Here is a 22,432-nt window from a genome sequence, read left to right as displayed (position 1 = left end):
ATATGGTTTGGATAAAGAACTACGCGAGTAAACTCGCATAATTACATAGGTGATTTCCACTTCCGGACATCTGATTCCCAAATTTCCGGAAGTGCGATTTCATCGCACAAGAATATTCACATATTTTTATATAACTGCCATTTCATTTCCTTTCGTTGCTGTTTATAGTTCTGCTTCAGCTTTATTTAGAGCGATGGGTAATACAAAAAATGCAATGGTAAATTCATTTGTTATGAATATCATTAACATAGTAGGTAATGCGTTATTTATATATATGATACATCTTGGTGCATTTGGTGTTGGTTTATCTACTTTACTTTCAAGGGTTATTGCAACTATAACAATTATGATAATGTTACGTAATCAAAACTTGTCTATTACAATACGTTCATACAAATTTTGGGATATAGATTTAAAAATGATTAAAAGTATTTTTAAAATTAGTATTCCTGCCAGTCTTGAAAATAGTGTCTTTCAAATTGGAAGAATTATATTAACAAGTCTTATCGCTATGTTTGGTACAAGTGCAATTACAGCTAATGCAGTAACTGGTAGTTTACTTAATGTCGCAACGATACCAGGACAGGCATTGGGTCTGGCTATGACTACAGTTGTTGCACAATGTGTCGGTGCTAAAGAATTTGAGCAAGCTGTCAAATATTCTAAACATTTGCTTAAATCTTCATGGCTATATATGTTTTTATTCAATTTTGGAATATTTATATTATTGAAGCCAATACTAAGCCTTTATAATCTATCAGAAGAAACCTTTTCCCTTTCACTAATAGTTATGATTATGCACATTGCTGGTTGGATAACTGTATGGCCTATGTCATTTACATTGCCTAATACATTTAGAGCAGCAGGGGATGTCAAATATCCTATGTTTATCTCTGCTATTTCAATGGTTGTATTTCGTATTGGTTTCAGCTATATATTAGCATATGGTTTAGGTATTGGTGTTCTTAGCGTATGGATAGCCATGCTTATGGATTGGACATTCAGATGTATTTGTTTCTATTGGCGTTGGAAAAGTAACAAATGGAAACAGTATGCAGTTGTTTAGGAAAGCTTAGATGTTTTCGGAATGCTTTTGTTTATCCATAACAATGATTTCATGTAATGTTGGAAAAAGTAGGTGATAAAAATGGGAAAATAGTAGTAATTGAATTTCATGAAAATGAAGAAGCTGTCTTTCAACAAACTATAGAATGGTTATCTCATAATTTGTCATACTATCCTATCACTATGACTGAACGTAAGCTTGATTTATTCATAGCCCCCTTTACTAGAACCTATACTTCTGAAAGCGGTGAAAACGTATATCTGACTGCTAAAGAATTTGACTTACTCTATTTTCTCTTTTGCTATAAGGGGCAGGTATTTACGAAAGACCAACTATATGAAAATGTCTGGGGCTTTCACAATGCCCCAGAGGGAAGCAACCTTACATCATTCATACAGAAGCTAAGAAAGAAAATAGAGCCGTCCCCAGACAATCCGCAGTACATACTAACTGTCTGGGGTGTTGGCTATAAATTCAACGAAGAAAAACCGTAGATTGTAATTCACAGTATGTGATTTACAGCTACGGTTTTATCATCATATCAAGGCTCATTCAATCGTGGTAAATTCGTGGTAAAATGAGTGTTTTTCAGTTATGAAACTGTTTATAAATGCAGTATTTATGCTGATAATTCAAAATCTTATTATATAATTTATATAATTATACCACTGGGGTTGGGCAGGTACAAGCAATCGAAAAGTATTTTAATAATATCAGTTTTCAAATTTCAATTATTATGATAAAATAGAACAAAACTTTAATGAGGTACAGTATCTTGAACATTATAATAATTGGTTTGATTTTTTTATTTCAAATATTAGTCTTTTTTTGTTTTGGTTCTCTTTTTTTGCATTTTTTTAAACAGGTACAAAACTCCATTTTCTTTACTTTATCCTGTGGATTCTTTATTAACTTTGCCCTGTTTGAACTTTTTGCTCTTCCCTGTACACTATTACGTCTTCCACTGACTTTTTTAACAGTTATCTGGATGACTTTCTCTTGCATTATTGTTTTACTGGCCATATACTTCTGCCGCAGAGATTGGAAAAGCGCAGTCGTGTGCTCTCCCAAATTTTTCCAAGAAAGCACATGGACACTACTTATATTATTTGCAAGTATACTGATTCAGATGCTGATCGTTTTCACTCATATGGACAACAGTGCTGATGCCAGTTATTATGTTGGAAAAGCAGCAACTGACGTTTATAAAAACAGCCTCGGTCTATTCAATCCCTATACCGGAGCGGAACTGTCACGCTTTAATGTCCGTTACCTGTTTTCCTGTTTTCCTGATTATAATGCAGTCATATCCAAGTTTTTTAATCTGCACGCACTAAAACAGGCTAAAGTCATAATGCCTCAGATAATTATCCTTGTCACTAATATTCTTTACTACCAGGTAGGTATGATACTGACCGAAAATAATCGCAAAAAATCAGCACTTTTTGTGTTCTGGATTTTCCTTATTAACCTATACAGCAACACAATTTATACTTCTGCAAATTTTTTGCTCTTAAGAACCTATGAAGGAAAGGCTGTTCTTGCCAATACTATCATTACAGGAATTATCCTGTGCTGTCTGCAGATATACAGAGGAAAAAGTCCTTTGTTTTATAAATTCCTGCTTTTCTTTATCACACTGAGCAGTGTAACTTTCAGCTCTTCTTCCATGCTGATCGTACCACTGGCAGTCAGCGCAGGTTTTCTAACTGTCATATTTATAAAAAAGCAATACCGAAGTCTTGGGTGGTATATCTTATATACTCTTCCAAATTTGATGACAGGATTTATTTATCTGCTTTATACGAAAGGTATACTTTCATTTTCGATTTAGCATTTTAATCATTACACAAATTAAGGAGTTTAGAACATGGGTGATGTAAATATAGATGAGCTCGGCCTTAGTTTTGTCAAGGTCTGTTTAAATAATTACTGGGGCAATATCTGTTTTTTCGGTTTTTTTGCTGCCTGTATTTTATGGTTTTTCTGTCGAAAAAAACACAGTACAAATCTATTTTTGATTTATACCGCGTTTCTGTTTTTGACTATTTATAATCCTATTTTTGTTAAATATATTTTCAGCAAACTTGGTTCTGATGAAGTTTATTATAGATTCTTCTGGTTACTTCCTGTAAGTATTCTGCTTGGATATTGTTGTGTAAATATTATAGATTATAGTAAAACAAAATTTGGTACGTATGCCTTATCATTTGTATTAACGATACTAATAATATTAACAGGAAGTCCTGTGAAAAACATCTTTACAGATATATCCATGCCTGATAATCTTTTCAAGGTTCCTGACAGCCTTTTAGAAATATGTAATATCATACACCGAGATTCCGAAGACGAAAATCCTAAAATAGTTGCACCTGATACAACTATTCATATGTTAATTAGACAGTATGATCCATCTTTACTACTTACCATTGATCGGAATACTCTCCTTTATAGATTAGGAAATCCAAACTTTGTTTTCGACGAAAATACTCCTAGCTATCAAGTGCAAGATGCTATCATGGAAGTGGTTTATTACAATGATATTTCCCAAAAAAATAAATTTATAAATGCAATAGAAAAAACCAAAACTAATTACATCATTTTATATGATACTTCACCTATTTGTGATTTTTTACAGGAAAATTCTTTTGAAAATATAGGTATAACTGATGGATATGTAATTTATAGAACTCCTGTATAAAATAAAATTCAGGGCCGTCACTACCCTGAATTTTATAACTCATAATATAATTTTTAGATCAGTTTAATGCTCCTAACATGGATTCATTTTACTGATCTTCTTTTAATAATACTTTGTATTTGAACAAAAATAAACGTTACGATGCAACTAATAATAATAATCAAACAGTAATTTAACAATCCATATCTGTTTAACTGTATCCCATTTAAATTATAATCAAAATTATATTTTCTAAAAAATGTTCTAATCCAAATATGGACAATATATAATTCCAAAGAATATTTTCCAGCTATTTGGAGAATATTAAAGTCTCTAGACCCATGACGTTTATGATTTTTTTCGAAATATTCAAAGCAGAAAATACATATAAGGCATATCACTAGCGTCAATGTACAATACCAGTATCTGACTGTCATCCCTCCAATATGATACTCATATGTAAACATTCTATAACTATATCCTATAAAAAGTGCTGTTATCTCCCCATAAGTCACTCTTTTATTGGCTTTAGCAAAATAGCCGCATAAAACTCCAATAATAAATATAGGTATCCTTGTCAATGCTATTTCTACTTTACTATAATAATCAGGAAAGATCAGTTTAATACTAATATTAAATATTATAACTAATCCTATCATTATCCAAACTCTTGTCACCTCTGATTTTCCCTGTCCACTACCATCAAAAATACACTTATATAAGAATGGAAATATTAAATAAAGAGGTATCAGAAGCCCAAAATACCATAGTCTTGTATATCCCTCAGTCCAGAAAGATATTAATGTTATATTTTTAAGAAATGCTGAAAAATTTCTATGGATAAACAAATCTTGTCCAATCCAAAAAGGAAGCGAAATTAAAAGATATGGAAAAATCACTCTGACCATTCTTCTTTTATAGAACCTTTTCATATCAGGATTCTTATTATATGAATAGTAAAGCCCTAAACCTGAAAGAAAAAGAAATATTTCTACGCCTCCTCTTCCTTTCTCTAAGACAAAATTAATAATCTCTAAAGGCTTTGGTAATATCATTCCAATTTCATTCCCGTGATACAGAACAATCCATATAATGGCGATTCCCATCAGCTTAGTTCTATATTTACTCAGCAACCCCCAATGATATCCTTCACCGCACTTTTCCATTTATATTTACCTTACCCATATTTATTTTTTATCGAATTGCATACTCTTTATTAGTCTGGTATACATATCTTTTAAATTCACAGTAGGCTTCCAGCCTAACAATTTCAGCTTTGTATTATCCAAACGTATTACCATTTCAGGATTATAACCCAACTCTGCAACATTTTCTGGTATATCGTATACGACTTTAACATCATTATCAGATGAAAGCTCAGAAACCAACTCAGCCATTTCTTTTATAGAAATAACAGTATCCATATTTGTAACATTATAGGCTTCCCCAGTTTTACCTCTTGTCAGTAAACATATTATAGCTGTTATTGCATCTTTTGTATAACAATAACTTCTAATCGTTCTTCCTGATGTATGCAAAACTATATCTCTCTTTTCTATTACACATCTCGCAAATTCTGCAAACACTCTGCCATCATCATATGAAACACCCGCCCCAAAAGTTTGTGATAGCCTTGCCACTGAAACAGGCACATTATATTCTTTTGCATAAGCTGCACATAGACACTCTGCCATTCTCTTTCCTTCAGAGTAACTACTACGAACCTGCATTGGATCCAGATATCCATAATCTTTCTCAGTAATATAATTTACTTTTTCATCAGGTGAACCATACACTTCTAAGGAAGACAAATACACCATTTTTTTTATGCTCTTTTCTCTTGCAATTTCCAGAATATTCTTTGTTCCACGTAACGCCGTAAGAATCGTTTCAACAGGATTAGAAACAAAATATTTTGAACTTGTTGCACTTGCCCCATGAATAATATAGTCAACATGCTCAGGAATTTTTATTTTTTCATTTATATCACAGATAAATAAATCTACTTTTCTATTTTCCAGAAATCCTCTAAATACATTCTCTGCCTTCTTTTTATTTCTTGCCAATGCAATAATTTTTATATTTTTATTATGAATACTATTATACAATACTATGGATTTTACAATTTGTGAACCTATCATACCTGTTGCTCCAGTGACAAGTACTGTATTTTCATCATCTATTTCATTAAAAAAATCACTGCTTGCAGCATCACACAAATCTGTATACAATATTGGATTCTTAATACTTTCTGTACACATACTTCTAATCTTCTCCATTCTCTACCATATTTTTCATACGCGCATCAATATAATCTGTTAAGCCCAAACCAAAAGCCTGCTCATTTTCTTTATATTGAAGCAATGCCCGAAACATATATACATCTTCTGGCGTTGTCACTTTAATATTTCCTCTATTCCCCATTACCATATGCGCTTCCATATTCTGGCTCTTTATAATTGTGCAAGCATCGACCATATTTTCATATCCATTTGGTGAATTTCTAACTTGTTCATGAGCATATAAAATATCCTTTAGATAAAAACTCTGAGGTGCCTGTGCAGCATAAGTCTCCTTTCTATAAGGAACTTTATCTACCCTTTCTCCATATTTACTTAACAAAATGGTCTCATAACATGATGTACACGTTATAGCATTACCATATTCTTTAACACTTTTAATATTATTAGAAATAACATCATAAGCAACAAATGGACGTACACCATCATGCAAAAGCACAATTGAATCTTCTGGATTTTCTTGCGAGGCTTTTTTTAACGATATATATATAGAGTCCTGTGCAGTTTCTCCTCCATGCATTATACCTGCGACTTTTGTTAGATGATATTCTTTTACAAGTCCATCCATATAAGGAATGTAATCTTCCAAAACGGATATATAAATTTTATCTATCTTTTTGTGATATTGGAAAAGCTGCAATGTGTGAATAATAATAGGTTTTCCATTTACCTCTAAAAACTGCTTTGGTATTCCAGCGCCCATTCTCACTCCACTACCACCAGCAAAAATAATAGCTATATTCATATCGTATTTTTCCTTTCTTGCAAATCATTATCCAACAATGGCTGTAAAAAATCCAGCTCCTTCATTCTCTCTATCTGTTTTTCTACTATATTAATCTCTTGTTCTATCTTTTCTGGCATTTTACCTAAAACGATCCAATCAATTACTCTATCTGATGCATGACTGTCAATAAAATCAAAATGCTGTATAACGTATTCCTCTACTTTTTCATATTCAAAATCTTTTGTCCTAAATGCTTCCATAAGCTCTGTAAAGTTGTAACATACTTTACCAGGTGCCGACTCCTCATAAGGCCGATGAAATCCCCTTGAAAAAGAATACTGTATCTTGTCGTATGCAAAAAACAACATGGGTTTTTTCATTAATGAATACTCAAATATATTAGATGAATAATCCGTTATCAATATATCAGTAATATAAAATAAATCATTAATATTCGGATATAAATTAACATCAATAAATTTATCACTAAACTTTTCCGGTATAGGAACAGGCTCGCTAACCCACGGATGCATCTTAAATAATACCACATATTCTTTTCCACACAACTCGTAAAACTTTTCAAAATCTATTAATTCATACGGATAATATGCTTCTTTTTTATTTTTCCCTCTATATGTCGGCGCAAATAATACCACTCTTTTTCCATTACATATAGGGTATCTCTTATACAAATCTTCCGTTACCTTCTTACGATAATCATTGTCCAAATATTGATCCATTCTAGGCATTCCTGTAGGTAAAACAAGCTCATCATTAATTCCCCAAACCTCAGAAAAAAAAGGCGCAATACTTTTTGATCCTGCTATTCCATAAGTATACTGCCTGTGACAACTCTGTGGGCTTGGACATCCTTTATGTCCCCATCTACTATATCCTGAAGATTTGAATCCAGCACCCGCATGCCATAATTGAATTACTTTTACGTCATTATCTAATTTCAACCAATCTAACACTGGAGCATGATCATCTAAAAAAATCATCCCACTCTTAGCTAATTTGTAAATTAATTTTATCCAGCTTCTATATGACTGTGGTTCAGCAGCCGCTGCTCTAGCAGAAATCAATATACAATACTCTTTATCCATTCCGCGCTGTTGCATTCTTTCAACTACTGCCTTTAAATTTGATTTAATTGAATCATTTTGTTCAGTCATAAATAGGATGGTTTTCGTTCTTTTTCTTTTATTAATCACTGAAAAAAACTTATATAAATTGCGCAAAAAGACCCTGCTACTTCCAAAATATCTTTTGATACATTTATATGGTCCACGATATATACGATACTCTTTATTTGATGGAAATCCTTCTCTGCTTTCTGATGCCTGCAGGATATGCATTCTGAAAGGCAATTCTTCTTCATCATCTTCTATATAAAATTTAATCGTATATACCTTATGTCCGTTTGCATATTCAAAATTTCTTGATTTTTCTTCCATATTAATGGGATAATTAAAATCAGCTGCACATTCAGCTAATACTTCATCTCCTACGCAAGCCAAAATTCTGTAGGTCCCAATTGGTAAACAACGCTTTTCACCATTATTTGTAATGTTAAGGCTTAAACAATACTGATTTTCTTTTATAAAACTTAATTTTAACCTAGCTTTTGCAGCACCAATCCCATTTACTGCATAAAACTCCAGACTTTTCCAATCAATTGTATTATCTTTAAATTCAATTTCTATATTAAAATGAACAAAAATTCTTTCCCATTGAATATCTACTAATTTAATAACTAACAACGCTTCATCAATTCTGTATAACATTTTTCTATTCCTTCATTACCTTCTTCTATTTGTCTATCATATCCTGATATTGTTGTGCAATTTCTTCAATATCTCCCATAGCAACTAAATGTCCTTGCTCTAAAATCATCGCTTTATTACATATCCTTTTAACCTGATCTAATGAGTGTGAAACAAATAAAACTGCTGTTTCTCCATCCATCATACTCATTATTTTTCCTTCACTCTTTTTTCTAAACTTTGCATCCCCAACAGAAAGTACTTCGTCTAAAATCAAAATTTCCGGATCCATAATAGTTGCTATTGAAAATCCAAGTTTACTCTTCATACCTGATGAATAATTTTTTAAAGGCACATCTATAAACTTTTGAAGTCCAGAAAATTCAACAATCTCTTCATATTTTTGATCGATAAATTTTTTGCTATATCCTAACACAGCACCATACAGATATATATTTTCTCTCCCCGTATATTGAGGCTCAAATCCCGCTCCCAATTCTAATAACGGTACGATCTTACCCTTAACCTTTACAGTTCCTTCTGTCGGTTTAAAAACACCAGCAATAATTTTAAGTAAAGTACTCTTTCCAGCTCCGTTAAGTCCTAATATACCAATTCGATCTCCTTTAGACACACTAAAGCTAACATTTTGCAATGCCCAAAAGCTATCTTTTCTAAGCTCTCTTCTTATCAACTTTATAAAATACTCTTTTAAATGATCCACCTTTTCTTTACTTAAATTAAACTGCATACTGACATTATCAACAACTAAAATTTCTTTTTTCATTTTTTCACCTACACATGTAATATAAATTGATCCTGCTTTTTATAAAAAGCTATATTTCCTATAACTAATGCAATTACGCTAACAATAGCCGCATAAACCAGCAAATGGATATTCATCTGCTGTCCTAAAATGGCATCTCTAAAATTTTGGATTATACAATATAAAGGATTCAGCTTTAGTATCCAGGAAAAACCACTGTTCATTATTTTTTCAGGATAGTAAAAAATAGCACATGTATACATTATTAACATTAAAATAACTTCCCACAAATATTCCATATCTCTAAAAAACACAGTAATTGTTGCTAAAATCATTCCTACACCATATGTAAGAATCGGAAGTAGTATTAACGGAAATATTATCTGCACTACATGCCAGGTTGGCTTGACTCCACAATAAATCCCTAAAACGCCAAGTACTAATAAAGATATCAAAAAAATTATATAGTTAAATAATATACAGGAGAGAGGATACAGATACTTTGGTACATATACTTTACAAATCATTTTAGAATTTGCACGTATTGATCTCGCTGCAGTCTTTGTAGCTTGCGAAAAAAATGTATATAATAATCTTCCACATAATATATACATCGGAAAATCCCTGCTTTTATTTCCAAATAATGTACCAAATACAATAGTAAGAACGCATGTTGTAAGCAAAGGTTCCAGCAATGACCAGCAAACGCCTAAATAAGACCTTCTATATTTTAATTTTACGCCCTTCTTTACTAATTCTGATAATAAGAATCTACGATTCCAAAAAGTCCTTAGATATTTCTTCATTTTCTTCATTCCTCGCTAATTGTTTTATCAATCTCTCCACTCTTTCTGCGGCATGTCCGTCTTCTACAGATCCCTTATCAGAAAGAAATTGCTTTACCTTTTTTTCATATACATTTTCATCAAAATCATCTATATTTTTACAAAGCTGTTCATTATTTTCAGCTATCAAAAAAGGAGTGTTTTTTAACGGATAATACAACCCCCTTACTTCATTATATATATCATTATCTGTTGCAAAAATAAAACCAGGTCTTCCAGTTAAAATAAAATCAAATATACAGCTAGAATAATCTGTAATAACAGCATCAGATGCTAATAAAAGTTCTTGTATATCAGGATAATTTGTTGCGTTTATACCTATTTTTATTTTTTCCAGACAAAGTTCAGATTTTGGATGATATCTAACAACAAATTCCCAATTACCCCCAAAACGTTCTTCAATTTTTCTTACTACTTTTTCTGAATCCAAATACTCCGCTTCGTATAGACCATTATCACGAAATGTAGGCACATATAATAAAATCTTACTTTCTTCTGAAATTCCCAACTTTTTTTTAACTTTTTCTCTTACTCCATCATTTTTCATAAAAAAGAGATCATTTCTTGGATGTCCGTATTCCAAAATATTCTTAACATTCCAAAATGCCTGTTTATAAATTTTTGTTTCGAAATCACTATTTGAAATCCAATAATCAGTTACATCTGCATTTTTTTTTGCAAGATACTCCCAATTTTTGTCTATCACCAAATTCCTACAATCACCTTCAATTTTTTTAATGCCAAATGATCCATGCCATAATTGAATATATACTTGTCCCTTTTTCTTTTGAAGACCTTTATTTAAATATGCAATTAAATGATAATTGCATATCCAAATACCCGCAGATGCATATTCTTTAAATGCCTCTTCTGACATATACTCTACTAATCTTATGTTTTTCGGAAAAAGATGTTTATTATTCGCAACGTCCTTTACAACCCATACTAAATCATACGTTCCAGGCGTTCTTAATAATCGCTCTGCAACGTACTTACAATTACATCCATATCCCATTCCCATATAATTATCAAAAATAATCTTATTTTTTTGTATAGGTATATATCCCCATTTACTCTGATACCTTTTTTGCAAAGAGAATCTAATATTAATTTTGGTATTTCTAATCCTATAAATCTTATAATCGTTCTCAATTGTATACAGAACAAATATTTTCACTAATTTTTTCAATTTAATCAGTAATCTTTTCTTTTTCATCTATCACACTCCAGCATAAATTCACACATTTTAAAGTTTACAATATAAATAAGAATCATGCTGCGGTTTCCTCTGTTGGATATCCGGTAGTTCTTTCCATTTACCATATAACTGTGTTAAATATTCGCTCTGCATAGCTGGTGCCCAAAACTCAGAACATCCAAATTTTACTTTTTGCAATGGTACAAGCCACTCCTTTGGCATAATTTCTTTTGAATAACCTGCTACCCCAAATAAACTGCATATATTAGAACTTTTTTCAATACTCCATCTGATAATATATTTTTTACAAAGCCTGATTATCACTTTCCATACTTTATCCGGTATTATTTTTAATAAAATTTTGGAAATCTCACGTGCAAACCTCCCCTTATTTTTTACAGGTAAATGATAAATACCCAAATAATAAATAAGGGCTAAATATTTTTGTATCATGCGCTGCACTTGATTATTTGGTACTCCATCAATAGGATGTATATCTATCTTAGGAGCATGAGTATACACCTCTGTGATATTGAAATCATAAAGATGCCCAATAGGCGCTTCTGGTATTATTTTATCTTCTACCGGTGAGTAATCTAACCCCTTTAATTTATTATTATTGCCACTCATGAATGCTTCCATTTTTTCAAAATCATCACGAAACATAGCTACATCGATGTCATCATCCCACGGAATAAATCCCTGATGACGAAAAGCACCTAAAGCGCTTCCACCCACCAAAAAAAATTTAATATTATGTTCATCACAAAAACACTGAAATTCAATTAACATTTCCATGAGATGATCTTGATATTTCTTTAATTTATTATCCATTTCTTTTTCTCAACATTTTTATATATACCAATTTACGTATCATATTAGGAACTAAAGTAATCAAAATTGTAACTCCGCATGCTTTTACATACTCCCCAAATCCCAGCAATCCTATTTCTTTCTGCATCTGTCTTAACCTCAAATATCTCCGACAATATACAATCCCCCCACGTCTATTATACATCTCATCAGATACGCGAGCTTTAACCAGAACCTTTTGTACATTATAAAATTTATAGTCTTTCGCGAGCATTCTACACCATAAATCATAATCTTCCAGAAAAGAAAAATCCCTGTAATTACCAGCCTTCAGCACATCAGCTTTTCTAAACATGACAGTCATATGATTTATGGGATTTCTGTACTTAGCATATTCCCATATTTCCTTTTGCGTCTCTGGCATATTTTTTACCTGTGAGATAATACCTCTATCATCAAACTCCCGCATTAACCCACCACAAACAGAAATATGCGGATTTTTCTCCATAAAATCCTTCTGAATCTTAAAACGTTCTGGTTCAGCAATATCATCTGTATCCATACGCGCCACTAATTCATACTTGCTTAATTCCATGCCTTTCCTCAAAGCCAAACCAAGTCCTTGGTTTTCGTCAAACTTATAAACTCTCATATTTGGCAAAATCTTCAGATACTCTTCTATTACCAAATACAATTCTTTCGTAAGCGGCCCATCTTCTATAAGGATTACCTCATCCGGCGCCAAAGTCTGAAATCTAATACTATTCAAAGACATCTTTAAATATTCTGGCTTTTCTTTTTTATAAACAGATAACAAAACAGAAAACTGCATTTAAATAAACCCCTATCTTCTATCTATACATTTTTATCACATAAATTTTCCTTACTATCGACGCCTTCCGTACTCTCCTTCATCAACATTATTTTAGGAGTTAATATCATCAGCTTAAAATCCAACCAAATAGAATAATTCCTAATATAAGTGAGATCAAGTTTCAATTTGTCATATGAAGTAGTATTATACTTACCATATATCTGGGCATAACCTGTCAGTCCTGCCTTTACTTTCAACCTATAACGGAATTCAGGTAAATCTTTTTCAATTTTTTGTGCAAGTTCCGGCCGTTCTGGTCTTGGACCGACAAAAGACATATCCCCTTTCAAAATATTATAAATCTGAGGTAATTCATCCAATCTGGTTCTTCTTAAAACCTTACCAACTCTTAGAATTCTATCATCTTCTTTTCCTGCAAGACGTGGACCACTTTTCTTTTCTGCATTTTGAATCATTGTTCGAAATTTATAAATCTCAAAAACTTTACCGCAATATGTCAAACGCCGCTGTTTATAAAACACCGGCCCCCAATCGTCCAACTTAATACAAACAGCTATAATCAGAAATAAAGGTAACGTTACAATTACTGCAATACATGATAATATAATATCTACTAATCTTTTTATAATCAACTGTTCAATTAATAATCCATCGTTTTTTGATAAAAGTAATGGTGTATCAAAAAGTGTAAGTTGTTCTGAACTCCGAAGCAGTACATCTGATATTTTAGGAATACTATAAGTTCTTATGTCCTTATCAAAACAATATTTTAATATAAGATTTCTTTCATGTGCTGGCATGTCACCTATAATAATTCCATCATATTTATCAATTTCTGAAACTATGTTTTCTATTCCATTCTTATAGCTAGTAGATTTCTCAATTTTAAATTTGTCCATACGGGAATTCATTTTTTCCATCAAATAATAATCCGAACGTCTTCCTGAAATTAAAAGCATATTTCTTGGAGGAAATATATGTATATATATCCTTTGATAAATAAGACTCCACATTATTATTATCACTACTTGTAAAATTGTCATTCCGATTATAGAAAATGGATTGAAAAATCTCTTTGCAAGTACCGATATTTGAAAATACGTAAATGTATTTGTAAAAATAACCGATAAGAGCTGAGAAAATATTAATTTCCCCTTCTCCTGCAATCCAACAGTAAAACCTCCATACATCTTCATCATAAAAAACAGAATGACAATATACAAAAAAATCATCATCCAATTTCCTCTTCGAAAAAAAGGCAGACGTATTATTTTGTTAAAATAATTAATCCAAGTATAACCATAAATTCCTGAAACCACGGTTATTAGTACTGCTGAAAAAAGCAATCTGACTAAACGTTTAAACTTTTCTTGAACCTTCATAAAATTTATCTCCCGTTAACAGATGCTGCCAAATTACTATTTGGCAAATACTTTTGTAATACGATTATAATATTCTTGTAAAGTATATCACTATTTTGATTATGCGACAAGAAAAACCTCTTTCCAATTTATTTGCTATCTCTATCCCTTTAATCTCCGTATTATATTATACAACAATTCAACTTCCATAAATAGAAATTCTGATATTTCTATAGTATTAAATCTTACTTTCTTATTTCTGTTCTTCCCGGAAATCTCAAACCCATTTTTTATCCCCGCAATATACTCTCTTCCAAACCCCTTAACAGCAAAAAAAACTGCCTTCACTCCAAATCCCACTGCAAACAGCGGCAAATTCAGCACGATCTGCCAAAGCGGCATGTTTTTATATATCATGTACACATTGTTCCTGGAAGAATATCTGACTTTAAAAAGATTATACCTGGAGCCGCTGGTACCGCTTCCCACATGGTATACGCGTGCTGTGGGACAAAACCAGTTTTCATATCCATGAAGCCTGGCCCTGTACCCAATGTCCAGGTCTTCCAGATAGGCAAAATGCTCCTCATCAAAGTATCCGATTTCGTTTAAAATACTTTTTCTATAGATAGCAGCTCCCGCACAGGAGGCAAATATCTTCTTTCGCTTATTATAATTTTCCTCCGGCTTACCTTTACCGTCGGCAAAAGCCCATCCAAGGGCACAATAATAATTTCCGGCATCATCTATCCTGCTATGATCATGCATCTGCAGCATTTTTGCCTGACACGAAAAAATATCAGGACTTTTTTTAATGTCCTGAACTAAAGCCTGAATAAATCCCTCCTGGACGATAGTATCATTATTCAAAAGCAGTATATATTTTGCCTGTGAACTGTGTATTCCCACATTGACCGCCCCACAGAAACCTGTATTCTCTTTTAGAGCGATCTGTCTGACCTGCGGATAATTCTGGCTGAGATATGGAATACTGCCGTCTTCTGACCCATTATCCACCACTACGATTTCAAATGAAGGAAAATCCTGCATGAGCAATGCGTCCAAACAGTCTTTTAAATATTTTTTTCCATTAAAATTAGGAATAATTACAGATACTTCATACATGTTTTTCGGAAACCTTTCCGACACAGTCTTAGAATAAGACTGTGTCCTGAGATTTTTATTCTTTTGGCCGCAGGGAATAGTTCCATTTTGTAAGAGAAAGATTTTTATTATAGTAAGGATCCCCTTCTTTTAAAAGTGTTTCCCACCGGCAGCGCATGAACTCAATCTCACTCTGAAATCTGCGCACCTTCTCTTTGCTGTCCTCTGTCCCACGGCTCTTTGATTCATAATGATACAGCTCTGCATAAGGATCATAAACAACCAGATATCCCTTCCGGCGTACACGAAGGCAAAAATCCACGTCATTAAATGCAACTGTCAGTTTTTCCTCAAATCCATTGACTTCAAAAAATACTTCGCGTTTTACCATCATACAGGCAGCCGTGACCGCACTTAAATCCTGCTGCAGGGAAGCCTTATGCAGATAACCGGTACGCTCTCCCGGCATGTTGACAAACATATGTCCGGCGATTCCACCGATACCGATGATTGTACCTGCATGCTGGATGGTTCCATCCGGATAATACAATTTTGCTCCCACAATCCCTGTATCCGGCCTCTGGCAGTGTCCGAGCATCTCTTCCATCCAATTAAGAGAAATCACTTCCATATCATTATTTAAAAACAGAAGATATTCTCCTTTTGCTTTTGATGCCGCATAATTATTGATCGCAGAGTAATTAAATGGCTTCTTCCATTTTAGAAGACGTATTCTGTCCTGTCTGCTCAGCTCGCGATAATACGAAAAAATCTCCTCTGTCTCACTATTATTTTCCACAATAAGGATTTCAAAATTTTCATATGTTGATTTCTCAAAAATGGAGTCTATACACTTTTTCAAAGCTTCCTTCTCGTCTTTATTAGGGATGATAATGGAAACCAGAGGAGACTCCTTCACCTGATACTCCACTCGATAAAAACCATAGTCTTTTGTATGGCTGACCTTTCCGTTAAGACCACTGCGCTTTAAATTGCCTTCGATTGCCCGCTTTCCCGCTTCATAGGCATACATTTTGCTGGCCGGATTATCCGCTGTGGAAGCCTGATGAGTCCGCCAATGATACAAAATTTCCGGTATATGATGTATTTTTTCAGCGCTCTCAACACATCGGAATATAAAATCATAATCCTGGGCACCATCAAATTCACTGCGGAAACCGCCTGTCCGTTCCATGATTCCGCGTCTTACCACAAACAGGTGACAAATATAATTATTCGCCCGAAGCAGATCCGGATTAAAATCCGGCTTCAGATGAGGCTGAAAATGTTCCGACAGATCTGCCCTCACCTTATCTTCATCCGTGTAGATCACATCAATGTCCCGATCTTTTTCCAAAGCTGACGCGATTTCATACAGAGCATTAGGGGCAAGCAGATCATCATGGTCCAGAAGTCCAATGTAATCACCTGTGGCCATGGCGAAGGCCGTATTAGTATTCTCTGCGATTCCAAGATTCTTGTCCAATTTCTTCCACACAATTCTGCTGTCAAAAGAGGAATATTCTTTCAGTGTAAATTCCATGGAGGCATCTTCCGGACTGGCATTGGCTATACACAGTTCCCAGTTGCTGTAGGTCTGCTCTCTCAGAGAATCCATCATTTCCCGCAGAAATTTTTCAGGTGTTTTGTATGCCGGTACCACAATGCTGATCTTAGGAGAATATTTCCATACCCGTTTCCGCTGTTTATCTAAATCTGCTTCTGTGGGACGGTAAGCTTCATACCAGGGACCATACGGAACCTCTTCCGGTTCAAATCTTTCGTGCAGACGAATCCAAAATTCCTTCGGTCCATAATGTTTTAAATAGCGGTACCCCTTCTGTATGGTATACGGAGAAAGCTTTTTCAAAATTCTTCCCCACTCCAGTTTTCCTTTAGACATAACTTTTACCTCTGCAAATTCCATTCTTTTGGGCAGATTTACCCGTCCTTTTACTTATATACCCGTACATTCTACCACATTTTCTGTTTAAAGGGAACCTCGAATGTGCTATACTAAAGAAGATTGAGTTTAAACGGTTACTGTTCACGGAGTGAACCGTAACTAGAAATACAAGGAGGTCATATTTTGAAACTGGATAAAAAACTCTCTTTTGTTATTCCCTGCTATTATTCGGAAAAAACAATTTCTCTTGTTGTAGATGATATTTTCAAAGCATTTCCAAAAGAGGATTATCAATTTGAGATCATATTGGTAAATGACGGCTCCAAGGACAATACCTTCTCCGTGATCAAAGGTCTGGCAGATAAATTCCCGCAGGTCATTGCCGTGAATCTGGCCAAGAATTTCGGTCAGGATGCTGCTCTGATGGCCGGATACACTTATGCCACAGGAGACTATATCATTTCCCTGGATGATGACTGCCAGAATCCTCCGATAGAGGCTCATAAACTGATCGCGAAAATAGAAGAAGGATATGATGCTGTGTTTGGAAAATATCATGTAAAGCAGCACAGTGCCTTTAAAAACTGGGGAAGCCGCCTGAATGATAAGATGGCTACCATGCTTCTGAAAAAGCCAAAGGACCTTACCTTATGCAGTTATTTTATCATGAATTCCTTTGTAAAAGATGAGATGCTGCGTTATGACAGTGCCTTCCCTTATATATGGGGACTTATCCTGCGCACAACAGATCACATTACCAATGTTTTTATTGATCATAAAAAACGTGAAGTTGGTACAACTACTTTCACCCTCGGAAAACTGATCATGCTGTGGCTGAATGGTTTTACCTCTTTTTCTGTAAAACCCTTGAGGATCGCAAGCTTTTTCGGAGGGTTCTTTGCATTCCTTGGTTTTTTGCTCACTATCATTATGGTAATCCGCCAGTTTATCTGTCCGGAACCGATCATCGGCTGGACTTCTCTCATGTGTGCCCTGCTCATTGTCAGCGGTCTGAATATGCTCATGCTGGGGTTGATGGGAGAATATATCGGAAGGATTTTTATCAGTCAGAATAAATCGCCTCAGTTTGTTGTACGTCAGCTGTACCGTCAGGAAAAGCCTGAAAAGGATGAGGATTAAGAAGAAGCCGTACGCGGAATGATATGCGTACGGCTTCTTTTTTAACTGTAATTAGGTTTAAATACAAAATAATATACAGCGACAGCGGAAATGATATATAAAACACTCAGTATAATATAAGTCCATTTTCTGTATATTTCTTTTTTCACAAACCTGTCCATTATGTTTTCATATCCCAGCGTGATAAAATACATAAAAGGTATCAACATTGGCATAAGATAACGCCCCTGGGCCTGGAATTCACTGGAATATGCATATTTTACCAAAAGAATAAAGGGAATCACCATGGCGATGAGCATACAAATGTGAAATAGATTCTTTGTATCCCATCTGCGCTCTTTTCTGATGGTTATAAACAGAGTGGTTCCTGATTTATCCCTTCTGCGTCTTACTTCTTTTTCCTTACCGCTTACAAAAAACTGCTGTCTGATACAGAGCAACATTCCCAAAATTCCAACCGCATATACCAGGCAATAGACTGCTGACCAGATTCTGGGCATAAATATATCCATAAAACCAAATGTTCCGACAAAACTGACCGCAACTGTTGTCAGCCAATTGCATTTCCATTCTCCGGGAATCCAAAAAAACATATCTGTAATACCCATTCCCATCTTTTGCGGCGTCATGCGGTTAGAGGGCTTCAAATCCTCCCTGGCATACAGCTCTGCATATTCCGAAGATGTATTCATCCCCAAAATATCTCCGTGATAGAGAATGCCGTTTCGAATAAACCACCAGCCTGCCAGAAGTATAATGACCACTGTGATCAGTATCCCGAGAGACAGCATTTTCTTATAGTTCCAACGCTTCCCTTCACATAACAGAATGCTGCCGCAGAAAAAGAACACGCTGCACAGAATAAAGCCATAGGCATTATAATAAGACAATGCACAGACTGACAATGCTGCTCCTAATTCTATACAGACTTTCACATTCCAGCCTTTATCCATGGCCTTTATCCAGCACCAAACGATCCATGCCGCAGAAAATACCGCAATGGAATCTGTATTGATATAAGAGTGAATAAACACAGCCCCCGGTAAAAAGCAGACAAGAACGGTAAAAAATACTGCAGCTTCTTTTTTAAACATCCGCTTTCCTATTTTAAGTGTCAAAAATGCAGTAGCAGTACCGAAAAACACATTTACGAGCCTTGCCGCAATTACAGGTGCCATCTCTGCTGCTGATAACAAAGATGCTGCTTTCCCCAGTATTGCTCCCATTATATATGGAAGTATAGGATTAAAAGCATAGGAAATGCCCCAAAATTCATTCCTGATCTCAGGGTCTCCACCGTGAGGCAGGCTGCCATGTTTCATAATATATTCCACAATCTGATAGCGCATTCCTTCATCTGGGGATGCATTCAGAGGCTGTATCACTGCCCAGCAGAGCAAAAATATAAATACTGCCCCCAAAAACAGAATCTCAGGTAACTTCTTTCTTATCATGGGTCTCCTTAACATTTTCATCCATTACGCCTCAGTGAAAAATCCTGGCTGTCCAAAGTCAGGTTCGGATTGTAATACGGATCTCCATCTTTCAGTATCTCCGGCCATCTTTTTTCAAATGTCTCAATTTCTCTGGCAAACCTGGCCACCTTTTCAGGTGTATCATCCAATCCTCTTGACTTTGACTCATAATGATACAACTCCGCATAAGGATTATACACAACCAGAAATCCTGCCTTCTGAAGCTTCAGACAGAAATCAATATCATTGAAAGCCACTTCCAGTTCCTCGCTCAGTCCGCCTGCCATATCATACGCTTTTCTTTTCACCATCATACACGCTGCGGTAACAGCACTGTAATCCTGTGCGCAGATGATCCTGTGGCAATAACCGGATTCTCCTCTCTTCTGCTGTACGAAACAATGGCCTGCTATCCCTCCAAATCCGATAACTACACCTGCATGCTGAATTGTCTCGTCCTCATAGTATAATCTGGCGCCAACTGCACCAACATCACTGCGCATACAATACCCCAGCAGTTCTTCCAGACAGTCTGCATTGATGATTTCTGTATCATTATTGAGAAGGAGCAGATATTCTCCTTTAGCATGGGAAATACCAAAATTGTTAATTGCAGAATAATTAAACTTTCCTTCCCAGTAAACTACATGGGCTTTTGGATTTTCCTGTTCCAGTTTCCGATAATAGGCAAATGTGGTCTTTTCTGTGCTGTTGTTCTCTACTATCACATATTCATAATTTCTGTAACTGCTTTTTTCCTCAATGGCCCTGATGCAGCGTTCCAAATCATCCGTATGATCTTTGTTCGGTATGATAATAGAAATCAGCGGATCATAGTCCCTGATATAATGTGTCCTGTAAAGCCCCAGGTATTCCCCGTTCTCCACGCTGGCCTTCACACCGATTCTGTCATAATGTGCCAGTATAGCTTTCTTTCCTGCTTCAAAGGCGTATTTCTTACTCTCCGGGTTTTCTGCTGTTGAATCTTCATGGCAGCGCCAGTGATACAATACTCTGGGAATATGATAAATGTGCTTTCTGCCTGCGTATTCCACACAACGGAATATGAAATCATAATCCTGCGCTCCGTCATATTCTTTTCTCAGCATCCCCACCTGTTCTATGATCTCTCTTCTGACGACAAACAGATGGCAGATATAATTCACGGTGCACAGCAGATCGATATTAAAATCAGGCTTAAAATGAGGCTGGAAGAATTTATTGCCATCCATGGTCATCTTATCTTCATCTGAATATAAAACGGAAATCTCCTGCTGTTCATTCAGTGCTTTTACACATTCAAAAAGCGCATCCGGCGTAAGCACATCGTCATGATCCGCAAAAGCTATCAGTTCACCTTCTGCCAATCCAATTGCAGCATTTGTATTCTCTGAAATCTGCATAGGCTTATCATGAAAACACACCTTAATGCGGTGATCTTCCCTTTGATATGATTCAAGCAGCGTCTTTATTGGAGATTCACCGCCGCTGCCATCTGACAGACACAATTCCCAATTTTCGTAAGTCTGACTCTGCAGGGAACCAATCATCTGCTTCAGGTATCTCTCAGGAGTCTTGTACAATGGTACCACAACACTGATCAGAGGTGAATATGGAAACTGCGTTCTTCTCTGGTTTTCCAGCTGTCCCGGCGTAGGTACATGCTTGGGAAGCCATTTCTCATATGGAATCGGTCCTGGTTCCTGATTGGTCGCCTTTCTGACTACTTTCTGCAGCAGCGCGCCCGCACCATGCATTTTTAAATATCGTGTCCCTTTGTGATAGTACCGTATGAGTTTTTCTTCCATAAGCTTTGAGGATTTTAAATGTATTTTTCTTATGGTTTTCGCATTTTTCCCGTCAAATACAAGATAAATATATGGATTATTTCCGCAAGGAAATTCCACATAAAAACCGGTATCCTCCTGTAGCCTGGCTTCCCTGTGCTGAGCCTGAACATCAGGCCTTTTTGTTCTCTGCACCTGAACAGCCAGTCGTTTTTTATTCTCATCCTCTAAATAAATACTGAGTGGCTTTTTATAGACAGCCCACCCTCTCAGCCTGCAGGTACCAGCTTTTCTGTCCACTGCAGTTTCTTCCAGATAATACTGTGGCTTTCCCTGCTTTCTCTGAAGCTGTACGACAGAGACAGAAAACCATTTCTGCCTGCTTTGGCCGTCCACTGCATAGATAATCAGTTTTTTGTATTGCTCCAGATGAGAAGGCAGCGTGACCTGTATTTGAATACGCATGCCGCTTGTCAGCTGCATGTCCTGAAACCGGTCCATTGCGCTGACATATTCCTGCGGCTTTGCCTCAACCGATATTTTTTTTCCATCCAGAACAGCTTCCACCTCATAACCTTTTGGCCAGGTACCCTCCAGAAGATACAAATTTCTGTCAGTGAGATGAAACCGCTCTCTTTTCACTTCATATATTTCTCTGGACAT

Annotated in this window: 19 protein-coding genes; 5 read left to right on the top strand and 14 right to left on the bottom strand. The window is 35.3% G+C overall.

What is annotated here, in order from left to right:
* The first annotated feature begins 193 nt into the window (after positions 1 to 193).
* From MUB35_RS09255 to MUB35_RS09240, 4 genes are all read left to right on the top strand, one after another.
* Positions 194 to 1,066 carry an MATE family efflux transporter gene (locus MUB35_RS09255; RefSeq protein ID WP_331477454.1) on the top strand — a complete coding sequence of 291 codons (873 nt, stop codon included), beginning with the start codon at positions 194 to 196 and terminating at the stop codon, positions 1,064 to 1,066.
* A gap of 56 nt (positions 1,067 to 1,122) precedes the next feature.
* Positions 1,123 to 1,560 carry a winged helix-turn-helix domain-containing protein gene (locus MUB35_RS09250; protein WP_115625137.1) on the top strand — a complete coding sequence of 146 codons (438 nt, stop codon included), beginning with the start codon at positions 1,123 to 1,125 and terminating at the stop codon, positions 1,558 to 1,560.
* 281 nt (positions 1,561 to 1,841) lie between these two features.
* Entirely contained in the window at positions 1,842 to 2,900 is a 1,059-nt protein-coding gene (locus MUB35_RS09245) for a DUF6077 domain-containing protein (RefSeq protein ID WP_156120891.1), read from the top strand.
* Positions 2,901 to 2,936: 36 nt separating this feature from the next.
* On the top strand, positions 2,937 to 3,767 hold the full coding sequence (locus MUB35_RS09240) for a hypothetical protein (RefSeq protein WP_033143072.1): 831 nt from the start codon (positions 2,937 to 2,939) through the stop codon (positions 3,765 to 3,767).
* A gap of 83 nt (positions 3,768 to 3,850) precedes the next feature.
* Here the strand turns inward: MUB35_RS09240 and MUB35_RS09235 are convergent, their stop codons facing one another.
* The 12 genes from MUB35_RS09235 to MUB35_RS09180 form a co-directional block, all read right to left on the bottom strand.
* A complete protein-coding gene (locus MUB35_RS09235; protein ID WP_033143071.1) occupies positions 3,851 to 4,912 on the bottom strand; it encodes an acyltransferase family protein in 1,062 nt (353 codons plus the stop codon).
* A gap of 21 nt (positions 4,913 to 4,933) precedes the next feature.
* A complete protein-coding gene (locus MUB35_RS09230) occupies positions 4,934 to 6,007 on the bottom strand; it encodes an NAD-dependent epimerase/dehydratase family protein (RefSeq protein ID WP_033143070.1) in 1,074 nt (357 codons plus the stop codon).
* Between the two features lie 4 nt (positions 6,008 to 6,011).
* Entirely contained in the window at positions 6,012 to 6,791 is a 780-nt protein-coding gene (locus tag MUB35_RS09225; protein WP_033143069.1) for an IspD/TarI family cytidylyltransferase, read from the bottom strand.
* A complete protein-coding gene (locus MUB35_RS09220) occupies positions 6,788 to 8,560 on the bottom strand; it encodes a CDP-glycerol glycerophosphotransferase family protein (protein WP_033143068.1) in 1,773 nt (590 codons plus the stop codon). Before MUB35_RS09220 ends, MUB35_RS09225 begins: the two co-directional genes overlap by 4 nt.
* Positions 8,561 to 8,585: 25 nt before the next feature.
* Positions 8,586 to 9,326, bottom strand: a complete 741-nt coding sequence (locus tag MUB35_RS09215) for an ABC transporter ATP-binding protein (protein ID WP_033143067.1) — start codon at positions 9,324 to 9,326, stop codon at positions 8,586 to 8,588.
* An 8-nt stretch (positions 9,327 to 9,334) separates the two neighbouring features.
* On the bottom strand, positions 9,335 to 10,111 hold the full coding sequence (locus MUB35_RS09210) for an ABC transporter permease (RefSeq protein ID WP_225305272.1): 777 nt from the start codon (positions 10,109 to 10,111) through the stop codon (positions 9,335 to 9,337).
* Positions 10,077 to 11,366 carry a CDP-glycerol glycerophosphotransferase family protein gene (locus MUB35_RS09205; RefSeq protein WP_033143065.1) on the bottom strand — a complete coding sequence of 430 codons (1,290 nt, stop codon included), beginning with the start codon at positions 11,364 to 11,366 and terminating at the stop codon, positions 10,077 to 10,079. The genes MUB35_RS09210 and MUB35_RS09205 overlap by 35 nt, the downstream gene beginning before the upstream one ends.
* A 30-nt stretch (positions 11,367 to 11,396) precedes the next feature.
* On the bottom strand, positions 11,397 to 12,182 hold the full coding sequence (locus MUB35_RS09200) for a LicD family protein (protein WP_033143064.1): 786 nt from the start codon (positions 12,180 to 12,182) through the stop codon (positions 11,397 to 11,399).
* Entirely contained in the window at positions 12,175 to 12,993 is an 819-nt protein-coding gene (locus MUB35_RS09195) for a glycosyltransferase (RefSeq protein ID WP_033143063.1), read from the bottom strand. Before MUB35_RS09195 ends, MUB35_RS09200 begins: the two co-directional genes overlap by 8 nt.
* Before the next feature lie 23 nt (positions 12,994 to 13,016).
* Positions 13,017 to 14,378: a sugar transferase gene (locus MUB35_RS09190; protein ID WP_033143062.1), complete on the bottom strand. Its 1,362-nt coding sequence runs from the start codon at positions 14,376 to 14,378 to the stop codon at positions 13,017 to 13,019.
* Between the two features lie 141 nt (positions 14,379 to 14,519).
* Positions 14,520 to 15,482 (bottom strand): glycosyltransferase family 2 protein, encoded by a 963-nt coding sequence (locus tag MUB35_RS09185; protein ID WP_244806098.1) that lies wholly within the window; start codon positions 15,480 to 15,482, stop codon positions 14,520 to 14,522.
* 55 nt (positions 15,483 to 15,537) lie between these two features.
* Positions 15,538 to 17,364: a glycosyltransferase family 2 protein gene (locus tag MUB35_RS09180; protein WP_244806097.1), complete on the bottom strand. Its 1,827-nt coding sequence runs from the start codon at positions 17,362 to 17,364 to the stop codon at positions 15,538 to 15,540.
* 186 nt (positions 17,365 to 17,550) lie between these two features.
* Here MUB35_RS09180 and MUB35_RS09175 point away from each other — a divergent pair, with 186 nt between their 5' ends.
* Positions 17,551 to 18,507, top strand: coding sequence for a glycosyltransferase family 2 protein (locus MUB35_RS09175; protein ID WP_033143059.1), 957 nt, complete (start codon positions 17,551 to 17,553; stop codon positions 18,505 to 18,507).
* Positions 18,508 to 18,548: 41 nt separating this feature from the next.
* Here MUB35_RS09175 and MUB35_RS09170 read toward each other — a convergent pair whose 3' ends face one another.
* Entirely contained in the window at positions 18,549 to 19,961 is a 1,413-nt protein-coding gene (locus MUB35_RS09170; RefSeq protein WP_054352265.1) for an ArnT family glycosyltransferase, read from the bottom strand.
* A 17-nt stretch (positions 19,962 to 19,978) separates the two neighbouring features.
* Positions 19,979 to 22,432, bottom strand: coding sequence for a glycosyltransferase family 2 protein (locus MUB35_RS09165; protein WP_244806096.1), 2,454 nt, complete (start codon positions 22,430 to 22,432; stop codon positions 19,979 to 19,981).

This window comes from Blautia sp. NSJ-175, from assembly GCF_022867815.1.
Taxonomy (GTDB): Bacteria; Bacillota; Clostridia; order Lachnospirales; family Lachnospiraceae; genus Blautia; species Blautia celeris.
This window is presented reverse-complemented; position numbering and strand designations above follow the sequence as displayed.

Coding starts and splice junctions, on each gene's coding strand:
- MUB35_RS09255 (WP_331477454.1), top strand. CDS start 194: ATGGGTAATACAAAAAATGCAATGGTAAATTCATTTGTTATGAATATC.
- MUB35_RS09250 (WP_115625137.1), top strand. CDS start 1,123: ATGTTGGAAAAAGTAGGTGATAAAAATGGGAAAATAGTAGTAATTGAA.
- MUB35_RS09240 (WP_033143072.1), top strand. CDS start 2,937: ATGGGTGATGTAAATATAGATGAGCTCGGCCTTAGTTTTGTCAAGGTC.
- MUB35_RS09235 (WP_033143071.1), bottom strand. CDS start 4,912: ATGGAAAAGTGCGGTGAAGGATATCATTGGGGGTTGCTGAGTAAATAT.
- MUB35_RS09230 (WP_033143070.1), bottom strand. CDS start 6,007: ATGTGTACAGAAAGTATTAAGAATCCAATATTGTATACAGATTTGTGT.
- MUB35_RS09225 (WP_033143069.1), bottom strand. CDS start 6,791: ATGAATATAGCTATTATTTTTGCTGGTGGTAGTGGAGTGAGAATGGGC.
- MUB35_RS09220 (WP_033143068.1), bottom strand. CDS start 8,560: ATGTTATACAGAATTGATGAAGCGTTGTTAGTTATTAAATTAGTAGAT.
- MUB35_RS09215 (WP_033143067.1), bottom strand. CDS start 9,326: ATGAAAAAAGAAATTTTAGTTGTTGATAATGTCAGTATGCAGTTTAAT.
- MUB35_RS09210 (WP_225305272.1), bottom strand. CDS start 10,111: ATGAAGAAATATCTAAGGACTTTTTGGAATCGTAGATTCTTATTATCA.
- MUB35_RS09205 (WP_033143065.1), bottom strand. CDS start 11,366: ATGAAAAAGAAAAGATTACTGATTAAATTGAAAAAATTAGTGAAAATA.
- MUB35_RS09200 (WP_033143064.1), bottom strand. CDS start 12,182: ATGGATAATAAATTAAAGAAATATCAAGATCATCTCATGGAAATGTTA.
- MUB35_RS09195 (WP_033143063.1), bottom strand. CDS start 12,993: ATGCAGTTTTCTGTTTTGTTATCTGTTTATAAAAAAGAAAAGCCAGAA.
- MUB35_RS09190 (WP_033143062.1), bottom strand. CDS start 14,378: ATGAAGGTTCAAGAAAAGTTTAAACGTTTAGTCAGATTGCTTTTTTCA.
- MUB35_RS09185 (WP_244806098.1), bottom strand. CDS start 15,482: ATGTATGAAGTATCTGTAATTATTCCTAATTTTAATGGAAAAAAATAT.
- MUB35_RS09180 (WP_244806097.1), bottom strand. CDS start 17,364: ATGTCTAAAGGAAAACTGGAGTGGGGAAGAATTTTGAAAAAGCTTTCT.
- MUB35_RS09170 (WP_054352265.1), bottom strand. CDS start 19,961: ATGATAAGAAAGAAGTTACCTGAGATTCTGTTTTTGGGGGCAGTATTT.
- MUB35_RS09165 (WP_244806096.1), bottom strand. CDS start 22,432: ATGTCCAGAGAAATATATGAAGTGAAAAGAGAGCGGTTTCATCTCACT.